At 38.8% G+C, this 17,656-nt stretch carries 14 protein-coding genes and 5 pseudogenes; 16 read left to right on the forward strand and 3 right to left on the reverse strand.

Annotated features, from left to right (window positions below):
* Positions 1-115 precede the first annotated feature (115 nt).
* The 9 genes and pseudogenes from iolB (at position 116) to H540_RS0126115 (ending at position 9,261) form a co-directional block, all read left to right on the forward strand.
* Positions 116-931 (forward strand): 5-deoxy-glucuronate isomerase, encoded by an 816-nt coding sequence (gene iolB / locus H540_RS0126070; protein ID WP_028403072.1) that lies wholly within the window; start codon positions 116-118, stop codon positions 929-931.
* A 27-nt stretch (positions 932-958) separates the two neighbouring features.
* The gene (gene iolC / locus H540_RS0126075) at positions 959-1,969 is read left to right on the forward strand and encodes a 5-dehydro-2-deoxygluconokinase (RefSeq protein ID WP_028403073.1); all 1,011 of its coding nucleotides are present in this window, start codon (positions 959-961) and stop codon (positions 1,967-1,969) included.
* On the forward strand, positions 1,969-3,882 hold the full coding sequence (gene iolD / locus H540_RS0126080; protein ID WP_028403074.1) for a 3D-(3,5/4)-trihydroxycyclohexane-1,2-dione acylhydrolase (decyclizing): 1,914 nt from the start codon (positions 1,969-1,971) through the stop codon (positions 3,880-3,882). Before iolC ends, iolD begins: the two co-directional genes overlap by 1 nt.
* 64 nt (positions 3,883-3,946) lie before the next feature.
* Positions 3,947-4,087, forward strand: a pseudogene (locus H540_RS33685) (inositol 2-dehydrogenase); the annotation flags it as partial.
* Positions 4,088-4,220: 133 nt separating this feature from the next.
* Complete coding sequence (locus H540_RS0126095; protein ID WP_028403075.1) at positions 4,221-5,102, forward strand: sugar phosphate isomerase/epimerase family protein; 882 nt, start codon at positions 4,221-4,223, stop codon at positions 5,100-5,102.
* 204 nt (positions 5,103-5,306) lie between these two features.
* Positions 5,307-6,161, forward strand: a complete 855-nt coding sequence (gene fba, locus H540_RS0126100; protein WP_028403076.1) for a class II fructose-1,6-bisphosphate aldolase — start codon at positions 5,307-5,309, stop codon at positions 6,159-6,161.
* 175 nt (positions 6,162-6,336) lie between these two features.
* Positions 6,337-7,539: an MFS transporter gene (locus tag H540_RS0126105; protein WP_028403077.1), complete on the forward strand. Its 1,203-nt coding sequence runs from the start codon at positions 6,337-6,339 to the stop codon at positions 7,537-7,539.
* Between the two features lie 57 nt (positions 7,540-7,596).
* On the forward strand, positions 7,597-8,529 hold the full coding sequence (locus tag H540_RS0126110) for an aldo/keto reductase (protein ID WP_028403078.1): 933 nt from the start codon (positions 7,597-7,599) through the stop codon (positions 8,527-8,529).
* Between the two features lie 342 nt (positions 8,530-8,871).
* Positions 8,872-9,261 carry a tautomerase family protein gene (locus H540_RS0126115; protein ID WP_028403079.1) on the forward strand — a complete coding sequence of 130 codons (390 nt, stop codon included), beginning with the start codon at positions 8,872-8,874 and terminating at the stop codon, positions 9,259-9,261.
* 187 nt (positions 9,262-9,448) lie between these two features.
* On the opposite strand, the pseudogene H540_RS35415 reads toward H540_RS0126115, so the two are convergent.
* Positions 9,449-9,538, reverse strand: a pseudogene (locus tag H540_RS35415) (hypothetical protein); the annotation flags it as partial.
* A 43-nt stretch (positions 9,539-9,581) separates the two neighbouring features.
* On the opposite strand from H540_RS35415, the pseudogene H540_RS0126120 reads away from it, so the two are divergent.
* The 4 genes and pseudogenes from H540_RS0126120 to H540_RS0126135 all read left to right on the forward strand — a co-directional run.
* Positions 9,582-9,872: pseudogene (locus H540_RS0126120) on the forward strand (FAD-dependent oxidoreductase); the annotation flags it as partial.
* A 412-nt stretch (positions 9,873-10,284) separates the two neighbouring features.
* Positions 10,285-11,226 carry a sugar phosphate isomerase/epimerase family protein gene (locus H540_RS0126125; protein ID WP_028403081.1) on the forward strand — a complete coding sequence of 314 codons (942 nt, stop codon included), beginning with the start codon at positions 10,285-10,287 and terminating at the stop codon, positions 11,224-11,226.
* Positions 11,227-11,357: 131 nt separating this feature from the next.
* Positions 11,358-12,572: a Gfo/Idh/MocA family protein gene (locus tag H540_RS0126130; protein ID WP_028403082.1), complete on the forward strand. Its 1,215-nt coding sequence runs from the start codon at positions 11,358-11,360 to the stop codon at positions 12,570-12,572.
* A gap of 420 nt (positions 12,573-12,992) precedes the next feature.
* Complete coding sequence (locus H540_RS0126135; RefSeq protein ID WP_028403083.1) at positions 12,993-14,411, forward strand: sugar porter family MFS transporter; 1,419 nt, start codon at positions 12,993-12,995, stop codon at positions 14,409-14,411.
* Here the strand turns inward: H540_RS0126135 and H540_RS34995 are convergent.
* Positions 14,387-14,488 (reverse strand): annotated as a pseudogene (locus tag H540_RS34995) (IS6 family transposase); the annotation flags it as partial. The gene H540_RS0126135 and the pseudogene H540_RS34995 sit on opposite strands and share 25 nt — an antisense overlap.
* Here H540_RS34995 and H540_RS33690 point away from each other — a divergent pair.
* Both H540_RS33690 and H540_RS0126145 read left to right on the forward strand, forming a co-directional pair.
* Positions 14,453-14,596: a hypothetical protein gene (locus tag H540_RS33690; protein ID WP_155891154.1), complete on the forward strand. Its 144-nt coding sequence runs from the start codon at positions 14,453-14,455 to the stop codon at positions 14,594-14,596. The pseudogene H540_RS34995 and the gene H540_RS33690 overlap by 36 nt on opposite strands.
* A gap of 704 nt (positions 14,597-15,300) precedes the next feature.
* Positions 15,301-16,236, forward strand: coding sequence for an AraC family transcriptional regulator (locus tag H540_RS0126145; RefSeq protein WP_028403084.1), 936 nt, complete (start codon positions 15,301-15,303; stop codon positions 16,234-16,236).
* A gap of 6 nt (positions 16,237-16,242) precedes the next feature.
* Here H540_RS0126145 and H540_RS35765 read toward each other — a convergent pair.
* A pseudogene (locus H540_RS35765) lies at positions 16,243-16,379 on the reverse strand (IS6 family transposase); the annotation flags it as partial.
* 95 nt (positions 16,380-16,474) lie between these two features.
* Here H540_RS35765 and H540_RS0126150 point away from each other — a divergent pair.
* Positions 16,475-17,485 (forward strand): LacI family DNA-binding transcriptional regulator, encoded by a 1,011-nt coding sequence (locus H540_RS0126150; RefSeq protein WP_028403085.1) that lies wholly within the window; start codon positions 16,475-16,477, stop codon positions 17,483-17,485.
* The last annotated feature ends 171 nt before the right edge of the window (positions 17,486-17,656 follow it).

The following is a 17,656-nucleotide window of genomic DNA, read 5'->3' on the forward strand; positions in this document are numbered from 1 at the left end:
GAAAGGCGGGGCCGGCTTATACAAAAGACGTTATAAAGGGGAGCCCGATTCTATAGTAGAGCAACTACAGGGTGCTAAATCGGTTTGTTTCTACCCCCACAATAAGGAGGTACATATGAGTAAGTTGCTCCGAAAACCAGAAAAAAGAGAAATTTCCGAAGGCGTTACCGTTGTTCAGGAAGTGACGGCTGGCAACTCGCCATTAGAATATGTCGGATTTAAGATCATTGATTTAGCGTCAGGCGCTAAATACTCTGAATCACTAGAAAAGCAAGAGTGCTGCATCGTGGCTCTAACAGGAAAAATCAATGTGACCAATCATGAAGAAACCTTCACTAATATTGGCACTCGTAAAAGCGTATTTGAACGTATTCCAACAGACAGTGTGTATGTATCAAATGACCGCAGCTTTGAAATAGAGGGAGTCGGAGAGGCTCGTGTGGCATTATGCTATTCACCTTCCCATAAGCAATTGCCTACTAAACTGATTAAAGCTTCCGATAACGGCGTTGAAAATAGAGGGATACTCAACAATAAACGTCTTGTACACAATATTTTGCCGGATTCGGATCCAACTGCCAACAGTCTGCTTGTGGTAGAAGTGTATACAGAAAGTGGAAACTGGTCGAGTTACCCGCCCCATAAGCACGATCAAGATAATCTGCCGGATGAGTCCTTTTTGGAAGAATCCTACTACCATGAAATGAATCCGCTGCAGGGCTTTGTCTTCCAGCGTGTTTACACGGATGATCGCTCACTCGATGAAACGATAACGGTTGAAAACGGAGATGTTGTACTCGTACCGGCAGGATATCATCCAGTTGGTGTACCTGATGGTTATACATCCTATTATTTAAACGTCATGGCAGGACCGACTCGCATTTGGAAATTTTACAACGATCCGGATCACGAATGGATTTTAAAGCGTTAATAAAAATGGAAGGAGCTGTTACCGGAGATGAGATACGAATTTAATGAAGAAAGAACATATGACATTATTGCGGTTGGACGGGCATGCATCGATTTAAATGCAACGGAGTACAACCGTCCAATGGAAGACACGATGACCTTTACAAAGTATGTGGGAGGTTCTCCTGCCAATATTGCCATCGGCAGCTCTAAATTAGGCTTAAAAGCCGGATTTATCGGCAAAATCTCGGATGACCAGCACGGACGCTTTATCGAGCAGTACATGCGCGGTGTCGGCATTGACACGTCCAATATGGTCGTGGACCAAGAAGGGCATAAAACGGGCTTAGCCTTTACAGAGATTAAGAGCCCGGAAGAGTGCAGTATCTTAATGTACCGCCAAGACGTGGCAGACCTTTATCTGTCTCCTTCCGAAGTCAATGAGGAGTACATCAAGCAATCCAAAATTCTGCTTGTTTCAGGAACAGCGTTATCCAAAAGCCCATCTCGTGAAGCGGTGCTAAAAGCAGTTAGCGTGGCGAAGAAACATGACGTAAAAGTAGTGTTTGAATTGGACTACCGCCCGTACTCATGGAATTCCCTTGAGGAAACCGCTGTGTATTGTTCATTGGTGGCAGAACAGGCAGACGTGGTGATCGGAACTCGTGATGAGTACGATGTGATGGAAAGCAAACAAGGCGGGAAAAACGAAGATACCATCCGTTATTTGTTTAACCATTCTCCTGAACTGATTGTCATTAAACATGGGGTAGAAGGTTCATACGCTTATACCAAATCAGGAGAAACATTCAAAGGCCAAGCCTACCGCACAAAAGTATTAAAAACGTTCGGTGCCGGTGATTCCTACGCTTCCGCTTTCTTATACGCCTTAATCAGCGGAAAAGAGGTTGAAATAGCTTTAAAATACGGCAGTGCATCCGCTTCCATCGTTGTCAGCAAACACAGCTCTTCAGAGGCGATGCCAACGGTAGAAGAAATCGAGCAATTAATTGCCGAATGCTCTCAGAATGAAGCAATCGAGGTAGAGGTGAACAGCTAATGGGAACAATCAGATTAACAACGGCCCAGGCCTTAATTAAATTTCTTAACCAGCAGTATGTTCATATTGACGGACAAGAATTTCCTTTCGTTGAGGGGATCTTCAATATCTTTGGCCATGGGAATGTGCTAGGGATTGGCCAGGCGCTTGAACAAGATTCGGGTCATTTAAAAGTCATTCAAGGAAAAAATGAACAAGGGATGACCCATACAGCCATTGCCTACAGTAAACAAATGCTGCGTAAAAAAATCTATGCGGTGACCACTTCGAGCGGACCGGGTTCCGCCAACCTGGTAACGGCAGCGGGTACAGCACTTGCGAATAACATTCCTGTGTTATTACTGCCAGCCGATACATATGCGACACGCCAGCCCGATCCCGTTTTACAACAAATGGAGCAGGAACACAGCATTGCCATTACAACCAATGATGCCTTGCAGCCAGTGTCGAGATATTGGGATCGTGTGACCCGCCCTGAGCAATTGATGTCGGCTTTAATCCGGGCATTTGAAGTGATGACAGATCCAGCGAAAGCGGGTCCCGCTACGATTTGCATTTCGCAGGATGTGGAAGGCGAAGCATTCGATTATGATGAAAAGTTCTTCGAAAAGCGTGTCCATTATATCGATCGTAAATCGGCGAACGACCGGGAACTAAATGGTGCAGCCGAATTAATCAAAGCGAGCAAAAAGCCGGTAGTCGTGGTGGGCGGCGGCGCTAAATATTCAGAAGCGCGTGAAGCTTTAATCGAGTTTTCGGAACGATACAACATTCCGTTAGTAGAGACCCAAGCCGGGAAATCAACGGTTGAGTCTTCCTTCAAAAACAACTTGGGCGGGCTTGGCATCACGGGAACGCAAGCCGCCAATAAAGCCGCACAGCAGGCAGATTTAATTATTGGAGTGGGTACGAGATTTACAGATTTTGCGACATCCTCTAAAACCATTTTTAACTTTGAAACAACGAAGTTCTTAAACATCAATGTGAGCCGTATGCAGGCCTACAAGCTGGATGCATTCCCGGTGGTAGCAGATGCCAAAACAACATTTGAGGCATTGATTTCAATGCTGGAAGGCTACAAAAGTGAGTTTGGCGATACCATTACGGAATTAAAAGAAGAGTGGTTAGCCGAGCGTGATCGTTTAAGCAAAGTTGTATTTAATAGAGAGAACTTTACTCCTGAAATAAAAAATCATTTTTCACAAGAAGTATTAAACGAATATGCGGATGCGTTAAATACGGAATTACCGCAAACCACTGCGTTGATTGCGATCAATGACACGATTGACCCTGACAGCATCATCATTTGTGCAGCCGGTTCGCTTCCGGGGGACCTGCAGCGCTTATGGCATGCAGAGGTGCCAAATACGTATCATCTTGAATACGGCTATTCATGTATGGGATATGAAGTATCCGGTACATTAGGCTTAAAGCTTGCTGACCCGTCCAAAGAAGTATATACCATCGTTGGAGACGGCAGTTTCCTAATGCTGCATTCTGAATTCGTCACAGCGATTCAGTACAATAAAAAGATTAATGTGCTTCTTTTCGATAATTCCGGCTATGGCTGCATTAATAACTTACAAATGGATTTCGGAAACGGCAGCTACTATTGTGAATTCAGAACACATGACAATCAGATTTTAAATATTGATTATGCCAAATTGGCTGAAGCATACGGAGCGAAAGCGTATCGTGCCAATACGGTAGAAGAATTAAAGGCAGCTTTAGAAGATGCGAAAAAACAAGATAAATCCACTTTGATTGAAATGAAGGTACTTCCGAAAACGATGACAGACGGCTACGAGGGCAGCTGGTGGAACCTTGGAGTGCCTGAAGTGTCTAACCAGGAAGGCGTTCAAAAGGCCTATGAATTAAAGCAAGAAAAATTGAAAAAGGCGAAGCGATATTAATAGGCGCTGGAGTTTATGGACAATCAAGGTATTTCATAGACTTAATCAAGAAAACGGACGAGCGACTTCATGGGATGGCTGCATTGTGGCTGTCACAGCAGATGCTTGTGTGAAATCGCAGCAAACAGGAGAGAAAGAGCCTGTTGAATTAGCGGAAAAACCAGACTTTTATAAACGTGAAAAAGAAATAGCTAAAACCATCTGAAAATGATACATGAACAAATTTGATGGTGTTGCAAAACTAAAAAAAATATTCGGAATTGTGTATAAGAACACGAAGCTGAACATGCAGCAGATAACGATTAAATTCAAACAGTCAGAAAAAGGAGATGTTTACATTGCGTTTAGCCTATGATCCGTCACATTATCGTGATAATACAAATTTAAAAGATACGATCGATGCCGTTGCTAGATTAGGGTATGAATATGTGGAGTTATCACCGCGTAAAGATTTTATTTGGTTTTATGAATATCCAAAGGTTGATAAGCAGCTGATAAAAGATTTAAAAAGATATTGTTTAGATGCCGGTGTTAAAATCTCTTCTGTACTTCCTGTTCAACAATGGTCTTCACCAATTGAAGAAGAACGTCAAGCTGCCGTGAGAAATTGGAAACGTTGTATTGAAATCACTTCTGAATTAGGAGTAGATTTAATGAACAGCGAATTTGCCGGCGACAAAAGCCGTCCGGTTGAAAGTGAAGCGGCTTTTGTGAAATCAATGGAAGAGCTCATGCCACTTTTTGAAAAAGAAGGGATTAAACTGAATTTACAATCCCACCCTAACGATTTTATTGAGTTGAATACAGAAGCCATTCGAATGATTCGTGCACTAGATAAAGATTGGATTAAGTTGGTATATTCTGTTGCACATGCTTTCTTTTATGATGATGGTGTTGGCGATGTAGAGAAACACTTAGACGAAGCAGGAGATTTACTCGCTCATGTTCTCATTGCCGATACCCTTAATCATAAAGCAGCATTTGGATTGCGATATATTGTGAATCCTCCTAATGCAAACGTAACCATTCACCAGCATTTGAACCCTGGTGAAGGGGAAGTAAACTTTGAAGCATTATATCGGAAATTAAGAGAAATGAAATTTGATGGAATTGTAACAAATTCAGTCTTCGCTTATCCTGATAAACCAGAATGGTCCAACGAAGTCACGCTAAAATCCATTAGAGAGGGATTAAATATTAAAGAGGGATTAAATATTTAATACATGAGGATCTAACTTTTTATGGTTGATGGTGTTGCAAAACTAAAATAACCATTCCAAATTGTATATAAGAATACTAAGAGCACAATGTTTTTAATTCGGCCTTCCGGTTTTAAAGCCGGAAGGCCGAATTAAAATTAAATGGCAGATTTACAGCTAGCATAAGTAAAATTATGGATATCTTTTCGAAAGGAACCGATATTAATGACTTTAGTATCTATGAAAGATGTGCTGTTTAAAGCGAAGGAAGGCGGCTATGCTGTCGGCCAGTACAACATCAATAACCTCGAATCGGCTCAAGCATTTTTGCAGGCTGCACAAGAGGAACAAGCACCTATCATACTGGCAGCCTCTGACAGGCTTGTTGATTATTTGGGCGGCTTTAAAACGATTGCTGCAATGGTCAAAGCCCTTGTGGAAGAAATGGGGATCACCGTTCCGGTTGTATTGCATTTAGATCACGGCATGAGTTTTGAACGCTGTAAAAAGGCGATTGATGCCGGGTTTACGTCAGTGATGATTGACGGCTCCCATCATCCGATCGATGAGAATATTGCCATGACGAAACAGGTTGTTGAATATGCACACCTAAGAGGAGTATCTGTGGAAGCAGAAGTTGGAACAGTCGGCGGTATGGAAGATGGGCTGGTTGGCGGAATTCAATATGCCGATCCTAAGGAATGCTTGCGAATTGTAAAGGAAGCAGGAGTAGATGCCCTGGCAGCGGCTCTTGGTTCGGTTCATGGACCGTATCAGGGTGAGCCTAAACTTGGTTTTGACGAGATGAAAGAAATCTCTGCACTGACGAACGTCCCGCTTGTTCTTCATGGCGGTTCGGGAATACCTGAGTATCAAATTCAAAAGGCGATTGAACTTGGGCATGCCAAAATCAATGTTAATACAGAAAGCATCCAAGCGTGGGCACAAGCGATTCGTGAGGTTTTGGCTTCTGACGAGAAAGTATATGAGCCCCGGGCTATTATCACGCCAGCTAAAGAGGCGATCAAAGCAGCAGTCAAAAACAAGATGAAAGAATTTAAAACAAGCTATAAAGCATAAGGAAATAGGGTGCCCTAGAAACAATTTCTAGGTAACCCTTTTTGTATAAAAAGAAGAAAACTTTTCTTTCTTATATGTTCGATGGGGGAAACTCCAATTTCCCGAATTAGTATGGATAAAACTAGCAAGGTTTTGAAATAAATTACTTGGACGACAACTAAATGGAAGTGATACTTTGAATACCTTACATGCTACACGAGGCAAATACATCTTTTTAGTAGTTTCCTTTATTTTGTGGTTTTCGCATTTTATCTACGTTCCCATTTTGTCTCCTTATCTTGAATCAATGGGAGGTAAGTATACCTTTGTTGGTCTTGTGTTGAGTAGTTATGGGCTTATGCAGTTTTTATTTCGGCTCCCTATTGGAATCTTTTCGGATCTTATGAAAATAAGAAGACCGTTTATCGTATTTGGAATGATAGTAAGTACGTTTAGCTGTTTTGGGCTTGCTTTAACCGATAGCTTAGGATGGGTTCTTTTATCCCGTTCCCTAGCTGGACTGGCTGCAGCCACTTGGGTTGTTTTTACAATATTATACTCTAGTTATTTTACTGATCGGGAAATTCATCGTGCCATGGGCAGCATTTCATTTGTTGTTGTTTTGGCGCAACTCTTAGGTATGAGTGTAAGTGGATATATTGTAAATGAATGGGGGTGGCACGCTCCATTCTGGATTGGTGGAATACTCAGTACAATCGGTGCGTTGCTTTCTTTGTTTATTTTTGAACCAAAAGAAGGAGTTCAACGCGAGCCTATAGGATTGAAAGATTTGACATCCGTTATGCGAGAACCGTTGCTTCTAAAAATGTCTTTACTTTCTATTTTGGCTCACAGCATTATTTTCACTACCATGTTTGGGTTCATCCCTGCCTATGCATTGAAAATTGGACTGAAGGCCAGTGACATCAGTCTGATTGTATTCTCATTTATGATTCCTCATGCCATTGCTACTCTATTTATTGGAAAACTATTTGTTCCAATGTTTGGCCAGTGGAGATCTTTGAAAATAGCATTTGGATTAACAGCATTTTTTACGCTTTTAACTCCATTAATCAATTCAAAGGTTTTACTCTGTATCGTACAGGGATTTAACGGATTTTCGCTCGGGCTGCTCTTTCCGTTGTTGTTGGGAATGGCGATAGAGTCTATTCCCCATCAAAAAAGGGCCACAGCTATGGGAGTATATCAGGCACTGTACGCAATTGGTATGTTCGCTGGCCCGTTTTTTGCAGGTGTCTTGAATTCATATATGGGAATTGCAGCAGGATTTTACTTTGTAGGTATATTGGGAGTAGCGGCTACCCTTTTAATTATCGTTTGGAATAGGAATGAACAGGAAAATAAAGCAGATTATAAATTATTTAGGATGAGTAGATAAAGCAAAAATAAGAATTTGTTATTTTACTTTAGATAACAAGAAGGAGAGGAATATAATATGGTAAAAAATGTGAAGATCGGAAAAACAGATTTATCTGTAAATCCTATCGGACTTGGAACCAATGCCGTTGGCGGTCATAATCTTTATCCGAACTTGGATGAAGAGGCAGGAAAAGAACTCGTTCGAACAGCATTAAATAATAGCATCAATTTTCTAGATACGGCTTTTATCTATGGACCAGAGCGATCAGAAGAATTAATAGGCGAAGTATTAAAAGAAAGAGGAAATCGTTCAGAGGCAGTCATTGCCACAAAAGGCGCCCACAAATTTATTGGGAAAGACGTTGTGTTTGACAACTCACCTGCTTTTTTAAAGAAAGAAGTTGAAGCCAGTTTAAAACGTCTTCAAACAGATTACATAGACGTATACTATATTCATTTTCCGGATAAAGACACACCAAAAGATGAAGCGGTCGGTGCTTTAAAGCAGCTGAAGGACGAGGGGAAAATCAGGGCGATCGGTGTATCCAACTTTTCAATTGAGCAATTGAAAGAAGCAAACAAAGACGGATACGTTGATGTGTATCAAGGTGAATACAACTTATTGCAACGGGATGCAGAGAAAGAATTGCTGCCATATACAACAGAGCAGAATATTTCCTTTATTCCTTATTTTCCGCTTGCATCTGGATTGTTAGCCGGTAAATATAACAAAAATATGATATTTAATGACTTACGTGCAGACTTACCTTACTTCCAGAAAGAAGTTTTTGCACAAAACTTAGAAAAAGTAGAACAGGTACGTAAAATTGCAGATGCTAAAGATACGGAAGTAGCTCATGTGGTTCTCGCTTGGTACTTAACACATAATTCGGTTGACGTATTAATTCCGGGAGCAAAGAGAGCTGACCAAGTGCTAAATAATTTAAAAACGTTAGATGTTCATTTAACAGATGAAGAGATTCAAGAAATTGATCGTATTTTTCGGTAATAACAAATAAAGGAGATTCACATCGGTTCTGGTGCAAAAAGAATTAGACAGATAAACTATTATGAATATACCCATAATCTATGGGGAATTTTTATTTGTATTTTGACAAAATCCGAGGTTTGCACCAGAACCAAAGTAATGTTACCGATAATATGGAGCATAATTATTTTTTTTGGAAATCATATATTAAGATGAATGTTTTCATTTTCATATTCAAATACTGCTGCTTATGCATAATATTGGATGTTTATTGATGAACATTCTAAGAATTTGATGAATAGTGTCTAATTCTTAAGTTATTAGCTTAACATAACTAAATATTAACTTTGGAGGTTATTTATTATGCCATTAATTAGATTCGATTTAATAGAAGGACGAGATGAGAAATCCTTGAGAAACCTGTTGGACGCTGCTCACCGGGCAATGGTTGAAGCGTTCGATGTACCTGAAAGAGATCGTTATCAAATTGTGCATCAGCATTCCGCTCATGAAATGATTATAGAAGACACCGGCTTAGGCTTTGAGAGAAGCAAGAACTTGGTAGTCATAAGCGTGACCAGCAAGCAAAGAACGGATGAGCAAAAACAGAAGCTCTATCGATTATTGGTTCAAGAGCTGGGAGAAAGCTGCGGAATCGAGCCTAATGATATTATGGTTTCAATCGTTACAAATGGGGATGCGGATTGGAGCTTTGGAATGGGAGAAGCCCAGTTTTTAACTGGAAAATTATAAAGGGAACTTCCGTTAGTGAGGGGCTTACTGCCTGTTAATGCGGGATAAAATAAAATTCCTAAAATGGCTCTTTCCAAGTAAAGGATTTAGGTGTGAAGCCTAAAAGATAGAGAAAGGTTCAAAGATATTTTAATCTTTGAGCCTCTTTTTGATTTGGCGCTAGTAAATAACAATGTTGATTTTCACCGTTTTTTTTGATTTTGCCAATGAAGGTTAATGAGTGGCCCGTTCCGATTGCTGCAGCTTCCAATGGACTTGGAGCGACGTGAACAGAAACGACGAAAAAGGGGGGACTTAGTCGCTTCCTATTTTTTTTAACGAATGAGAATGTGTTCAACCTAGAGAAATTACCAAAGAATTTGATCGTGTTAGGTGCAGGTGCCATTGGCGTAGAATTATCACAAGCATTCAGTCGGATCGGGGTGAGGGTTAAACTTGTAGAGAAAGCTGATAATACCTTATATAGAGAAGATGTTGATATGGCAAATGCATTGAAAAAAATTCTATTAGATGAAGGAGTAGATTATTTAACTTCCCCCATAGTCTTATCTGTGAAGATGAGGCTATTTTTTTATATTACTTTTTTGAGAGTTTTAAGTGCTCAGTCATAAAAATGTCTTTAAAGTATAAAAATAGGTCTTTATAAAACAAATACGATTACTATATCTTATCTTATAATTACAAGTGTAAGTAATTAACTATTAGTTAAATTTCCAACTAAGATAAAGCGTTTACATGTCAGGTTAAATCAATAAGGAACCACTTTAACAGTAATTAATGGGGAGGATAACGAGTCAACTATTTATTTGAAAACATATTTTTAAAGTATAAAAAGGAGTCTTCATAAAATAACATTGGTTAAAATGTATTGTCCTGTAATTACAATGGTAAATGAGTGTTTTTAGGTGGATTTTTAACTAGAAAAACAAATTGATTATGTTCTGATGTTTTTTACTAAATCTTAACCGGGTAGAGGATTCGTTTCTTCTACTTACTGTAATAAATTTTTAGGAGGATACAAGAATGAAATTATCTTATGTAACAGACAGTTTAGGACACTTACCTTTTGAGGAAATGTTAGATGTTATTAGTGAGATGGGAATTGATACCATTGAAATGACGACTGGCGGATGGTCTCCAGCACCACATTTGAGATTAGACGAACTATTAGAAAGTGATCAAAAAAGAAATGAATTTTTAAACGCATTAGAAAAACGCAATATTAAACTGTGTGCTTTAAATTGTTCTGGAAACCCTTTAGATCCAGGTGAACTTGGCAAAGAACATCGGGAAGTTACAAATAAAACATTTGAATTAGCGAAATTATTAGACGTAAAGAAGATTATTATGATGAGTGGACTGCCAGCAGGAAGCCCTGAAGATAAAATTCCTAACTGGATTACCTATACTGTAAGTTGGCCTCCGGTTCTAAAAGATATTTTAGATTATCAATGGAATGAGGTAGCGATTCCATATTGGAAAGAACTAGTTGTTAAAGCTGAAGAGTGTGGTATTGAAAAGATTGCACTTGAAAACTTTAGCTCCCAATTAGTATATAACCCTGAAACATTATTTAGATTACGTAATGCAGTTGGACCTATTGTAGGCTTAAATTTAGATCCAAGCCATCTAATATGGATGGGAGCGGATCCCATTTTGTCAGCTAGAGAATTAGGAGCAGCTATTCATCATGTTCATGGTAAAGATGTTCGCCTTGAGAGACATTTATCAGGTATTAATGGTGTATTGGAAACAAAAGAAGTTACGGATGTAGCGAATAGAGCCTGGAATTATGTAGCGGTAGGTTGTGGACAAGATTTGCAATGGTGGAAAGAGTTTTTCTCCGTGGTTAAGATGATGGGATATGATGGGGAAGTTTCTTTGGAAATGGAAGATCTAACTATGTCAGTAGAAGCAGGGGTAAGAACGTCAATTGATGCTTTAAAACAAACACTTAGCTTTTAGTTTAAACAACTGAATTGCTTAGATATTTTAGTCATTTTATTTTCTGAATACTATGAAATTATTATTTTCTTCCAGCTATTCAAAGCAGGAATATTCTAAATAAAAACTATTTGAAAGAGAGGGATTTTACTATGTTAAATGGAGAGAAAAAAATTGCAAGACCGCTGCGCTGGGGTATGGTTGGCGGAGGAAGACTTGGACAGGTTGGTTATAAACATCGAATCGGGGCACTTAGAGATAACACAGCTTTTCAATTGGTAGCTGGGGCATTTGATATTGATCCTGCTAGAGGGAAGGACTTTGGTGTGAACATTGGTGTCTCTGAAGAACGCTGTTATCCAGATTATAAAACGATGTTTGCAGAGGAAGCAAAGCGAGAAGACGGTCTTGAGGTTGTATCGATTGCAACTCCTAATGGTACTCATTATGAAATCTGTAAGGCGGCATTACATGCTGGTTTACATGTCATTTGTGAAAAACCATTGTTTTTTACGACTGAAGAGGTGCTAGAAATTAAGGCACTAGCTGAGGAAAAAGGCAAAATCGTAGGTGTAACATATGGATTCTCTGGTAATCAGCTGCTGCTTCAAATGCGGGCAATGGTTGAAAAGGGAGAAATCGGTGATGTGCGATTAGTCGAATTACAGTATACGCATGGGTTTAATGCCACTGATGATGGAGACAAAACGAACGCTGCACAAAAGTGGCGCGTGGATCCTAAAGTTGCAGGACCAAGCTATGTATTAGGTGATCTATCTACACACACGTACTATATGTCACAGTTAATTCTGCCGAATATGAAAGTTAAAAAGTTATTATGTGATCGTCAGAGCTTTATCAGCAGTCGTGCGCCTCTAGAGGACAATGCTTACGTTTTAATGCACTATGAAAATGGCGCTGTAGGAAGACTGTGGACATCTTCTGTTGATGCAGGTTGCATGGATGGACATCGCATTCGCATCGTTGGTTCAAAAGCAAGCTTAGAATGGTGGGACAGCAAGCCGAATGAATTACGATATGAAGTGCAAGGGCAACCGATCCAAACGTTGATTCGAGCGATGCCTTACTTAGATGAAAGTTGTAACGCGGATGAGCGTTTAGGTGCTTTACACCAGGAAGGGCTTTCAGAGTCATGGGCAAACATTTATCTGAAATTTGCGATTGCGATTGATGCGAAAATGCGTGGGGATCAAGAAACGTTAGATACACTTGTTTATCCAGATATTAATGCGGGACTAGAAGGCGTTCGCTGGATTGAAAATTGTGTACGCTCTGCAGATCAGGGAGCAGTTTGGGTGGATTTTGAGAGTAACAAAGAAACTTTGTTAGTGGGAAAAACTTTTTAAATTTAGTTAACACCGAAATCGATTGAAAAGTATCAGAAGACTTCATCAAAACCGTGGGGTTGGTTGTGGAGGCCAACTCACGGTTTTTAAATAAAAGGCTGTGTTAAAGAATAGTGTTGATTGTTGGTTGTTAGGCTATTAAAAAGTGGATGCTAAAAGTTTCATGCATCTTTGATGGATTATTAGAAAGTGTAGTTCAAAGAGAAAATAATGTAAGCGTTTTAAAAAAGGCTAAAAACTTGAAATAGAGGCTTTAAATTTATAATAAGCTCCAACACATGATTTTTATGGGGATGTGAGGGTTTATTCTACCCATCTTTATTAAAAGGGAGGTGTTTCCTTCGCAATCATATTTAACAAGGGGCTTAATGGATAGGCACTTTGTTAAAACACATACGATCAATAAAGGGGGAATTTAACATGGAAAATATCAAGTTGCCTGATGATTATTCAGTTCAAACGGAACATGCCAAGAAAAAGGACCCAAAAAAGTTTTTAAAATTAGTCGCCATTGTATCAACTTTTGGAGGGCTATTATTCGGATATGATACAGGAGTTATTAATGGTGCGCTTCCATTTATGGCTCGACCTGACCAATTAAACTTAAATCCTTTCACTGAAGGCTTAGTAGCAAGTTCTTTAGTATTAGGTGCTGCTTTTGGTTCACTATTTGGTGGACGCTTATCGGATACTAAAGGACGTAGGCAGGTTATTTTGTATCTTGCGATGTTATTTTTCTTTTCTGCAGCTGGTTGCGTTATAGCGCCAAATATAACTATAATGGTTGCTTTCCGTTTTCTATTGGGACTTGCTGTCGGCGGTTCTTCTGTAGTCATTCCATCATATCTTGCTGAAATAGCTCCTTCAGACAGGCGCGGTATTTTGGTTACTCAAAATGAATTGATGATTGTTACTGGACAGTTTCTTGCTTATATATGTAATGCAGTTATTGGGAATGTTCTTGGAGATGCAGGACATGTATGGCGTTACATGTTAGTCATTGCGACATTACCAGCTGTAGCGCTTTGGATTGGAGTACTTATTTTACCTGAAAGCCCTCGATGGTTAGCGTCAAAAGGAAAAATGGCTGAAGCATTGAAAATACTTCAACAGATTCGTAATGAAAGTATCGCTCAACAAGAATTGAAGGAAATTAAATCACATATTTCAGAAGAGCAAGAAATCGAAAAAATGAGTTTCAAAGATTTAGGGACACCTTGGATTCGGCGTATTGTGATTCTTGGTATTGCTATTGGATCTATATCCCAATTAGTAGGTATAAACTCTATTATGTACTATGGAACACAAATTCTTGAAAACTCTGGTTTTGGAACAAAAACAGCATTAATTGCAAACGTAGCAAACGGATTAATTGCCGTTATTGCAGTTATTGTTGGTATGTCTCTGCTAAATAAAGTGAATAGAAGGCCAATGTTACTTACAGGCTTAATAGGTGTAACGGTTGCACTTATTTCGATTGGTATTTCTGCTCTAATGCTTACGGGGTCTCCAATGTTGCCATATGTAGTATTATTCATGACAGTAGTATATTTGGCCTTTTTCCAAGGTGCTATTGGCCCGATGGTATGGCTCATACTTGCTGAAATATTCCCTGTTCGTTTACGTGGTCTTGGGATGGGAATGGCTGTTTTGTTTTTATGGCTTTCCAATTTTTTAGTAGGATTATTCTTTCCTGTTCTTATGAATGGAATCGGACTTTCGGGAACATTTTTCCTATTCGCTATATTTGGTATTGTAGGAATAATATTTGTAGCAAAGTTCTTACCAGAGACTAGAGGACTATCATTAGAACAAATAGAAGCTAACTTTAAAAGATAGGCCGGATTCTTATTGATAGTTATCACGCGGGGGATTGAAATATGAAAAGACAGCAAAGTTTTCTTAAAAAAACGCTTTATATCTTGTCTTTTAATTATAATTGCAAAGAGGAAGACCGTGCAGATGAATCTAGCAGATTTATGTTGGAAAAAGTGACTCAAGAGCTAGGGAACCTGGTTCGATAATTGAATTTTTTAACATCTTCGTGATGCTGAACATGTTCTGGAAACATATTCAGCATCACTTTTAATCATAAAGGAATTTATTAGAGAAGAGATGAGTTATACAATCTTATCCGAACCTATGAAAAATATATTTGGTTTTTATGAGAAACTATCTAAGTGGAAAAGAGATAGTTTTTTTGTTCTAGTGCAATAAATCGGTCAATGTTGAACATATTTCCAAAATAATAAAAATAAATGTGGATTATTTGAAGATTTAATGTACACATATCTGGTATTAGCGTTAGCATGTCCCAATGATTTTACAATATCATACAAGAGGGAAGGAAGGCGAAAATTGAAAAAGAAATGGATAGTCTCATTGATTTGCGTCATATCCTATTCTTATGCGGTGAACTAATGTAAAATAAATGTATGTCTATATATTTTTGAATTTTAAGCTAATTCCGATCAATCAGAATTAATTGTCTTTACTATTACGGAATAAAGGTAAATTGAAGTAAATGAATAAAGAGAACAGTAACAAAAAGTATTTTAGATAGTTATCAATCTATAAAAGTCTTTGAATTGTAGCCCAGTATGATGGTAATTGAGGGAATCTCTACATGTACTGCGTTAGGAGAAAAAACTTGTCAAGATATTAATCAGGTAGCAAACAGTCTTATACATTCAATAACCTTTTTCACCTTAGGGCAGGGGGGCTTTTTTTGGATTTAAATGAATTTACATCGGGAAAAATCTCTTTGAATCAATATGTTCATCATTTAGCGCACAACGGAGTTTCATTTTATGTTCACTATTGGGGAGTCATACCAAAGCATTATAATAATCTGCTTCATAAACATTCCTTTTTTGAAGTGTGTTTTGTAGTGGATGGGGAAGGAGAGTATATAGACGATGGCTGTACCTATCCGCTACAAAAAAACACCATGTTTTTTTCCAGACCAGAGGTTTTACACCAAATAAAAAGTAAAAGTGGACTATCTCTTCTTTATGTTGCATTTGAATTAATAGAATCGGAATCAACTGAAGAATGGATAAGGATTATGGAGGAGGCCAAGCAATATTCTGAGGTGATTATTGATGTAAAAGATGATACGACGGCCGCGTTACTTTGGAAATCTCTGCTTATCCAAGCGACAAAGTCTGAGCAAGCTTTTTTTGAAGAAATGCTAACAAATTTAGCGTATTCCCTTATTCTTTCGTTAGTGCAAACTTTTGTTTCTTATTTACATAACGATAATCGCGATACCTCTCCTAAAACCGCTTCTTCACTCTTTAATATAGCGAAATTATATATCAAGGATAATCTATCACAGCCTTTAAAACTTACTGATGCAGCTAGGCATTTGCATATATCTGGTCGGCATTTGTCGCGAATATTTGTCTCGGAATCAGGTATAAGTTACTCAGAGTTTGTTCAAAATGAGAGAATACAGAGAGCTGCGACCTTACTCAAAACAACAGATTTATCCATCAAAGATATTTCAGAGGAAACTGGTTTTAAAAATGTTCACTATTTTACTCGTGTCTTTACTTCTGCGATGGGTTCTTCACCTGGGCGTTTTCGTTCTCTCTATATAGACTTAAAAGCAACTACCTATACAGAGGGAAAGGTGCAAAAACAGTTACTAGAAATATAGAAGTCTTCACTCTTTCGAATTTGGGGGTGAAGAAGCTAATCGAAACAACTTATGTATGAACTTAGTTTCATGTTGGACAGACTTCGCCTGTTGGTGAATTTGTCCTTTTTTATCATATGCATGGCTTCAATGCCACTCAATATAGAATATGATATACTTAATCATATTTATACAAGCAAGAGAGATGTTAGAAGAATATACCAATAACAATATAGACTAGTTGAAAGAGCGTGGTGTAATGAAACCAACAATCTATGATATCGCAAGAGAAGCAGGGGTATCTGCAACTACGGTTTCAAAAGTAATCAATAATAAGGGCCGGATAAGCGAGAAAACCAGAAAAAAAATTATGCAAATCATGGAGGAGCTTCACTATCAACCCAATGTATTGGCTTCAGCAATGAAAGGAAAGTCCACTTATACAATCGCATTGTTGATTCCTGATATGGCTAACCCTATATATGCTCAATACTTGAAGTATATAGAAGAATATGGGCAAGAATTAGGGTTCAATATTGTGATGTGCAGTACTGGAAGCGACCCTGACAAGGAAGCTAAGCATATTGCATTATTAAGACAAAAACGTGTTGATGGATTTATCATAGCTTCCATATTTAAAAATGAAACTGTTCTCAAACAATTGATCCAAGAGAAAGTTCCGATCGCGCTTATGGCCTTTGAAAGATCGGAACTGCCTGTAGCCAGTGTAACCGGTGACGATTATTTAGGCGGCTATCTTGCGACTGAACATTTGCTTTCCCTGGGGCACCGCAGAATCGGAATTATTACGGAGGAAGAAACAATAAGTGGCAAGGAGCGTATAAAGGGATATGAGAAGGCCCTGCTCAACGCGGGAATAGAGGTTGAGCCAAGCTTGATTGTCGCTATCAATGATCCGACCATTGAAGGAGCAGAGAAGCATGCGAGAAAATTGCTTGATAGGGAACAGAGGCCTACGGCGATTTTTGGATATAATGATGTATTGGCCATTGGAGCGATGCAAGCGGCAAAGGAACGCGGCATCATCATACCGGACGAGCTTTCCATTATTGGATTTGACAATACAGTCATGTGCAAAATCGTGGAACCACGGCTATCATCAGTGGCTATGCCCATACAGGAATTGGGAAGAAAAGCAATGGAGCTGCTGGTCCGGCAAATCGAAGGAAATGATAATACGAAACAACGTATTTCTCTGCTTCCGGAACTTGTTATTCGGCAGTCAACTGCAATACTTAATGAAAAATAGCAAAATATAAAATCAAATATTTGTTAAGCCTCATGAGGCTTAACAAACCAAAGCGGCGTAGAGAATCCAGTAAAACTCGGGATTTTCTTGTCGCTTTATTTGATTAAAAACTGTGTTAAAGTTTTTAGTATTGATTTTTGGATCATTCAAATAAAGTGAATCAAAAGGGTA

The sequence above is a fragment of the Ectobacillus panaciterrae DSM 19096 genome, from assembly GCF_000430785.1.
GTDB classification, from domain to species: domain Bacteria; phylum Bacillota; class Bacilli; order Bacillales; family Bacillaceae_G; genus Ectobacillus; species Ectobacillus panaciterrae.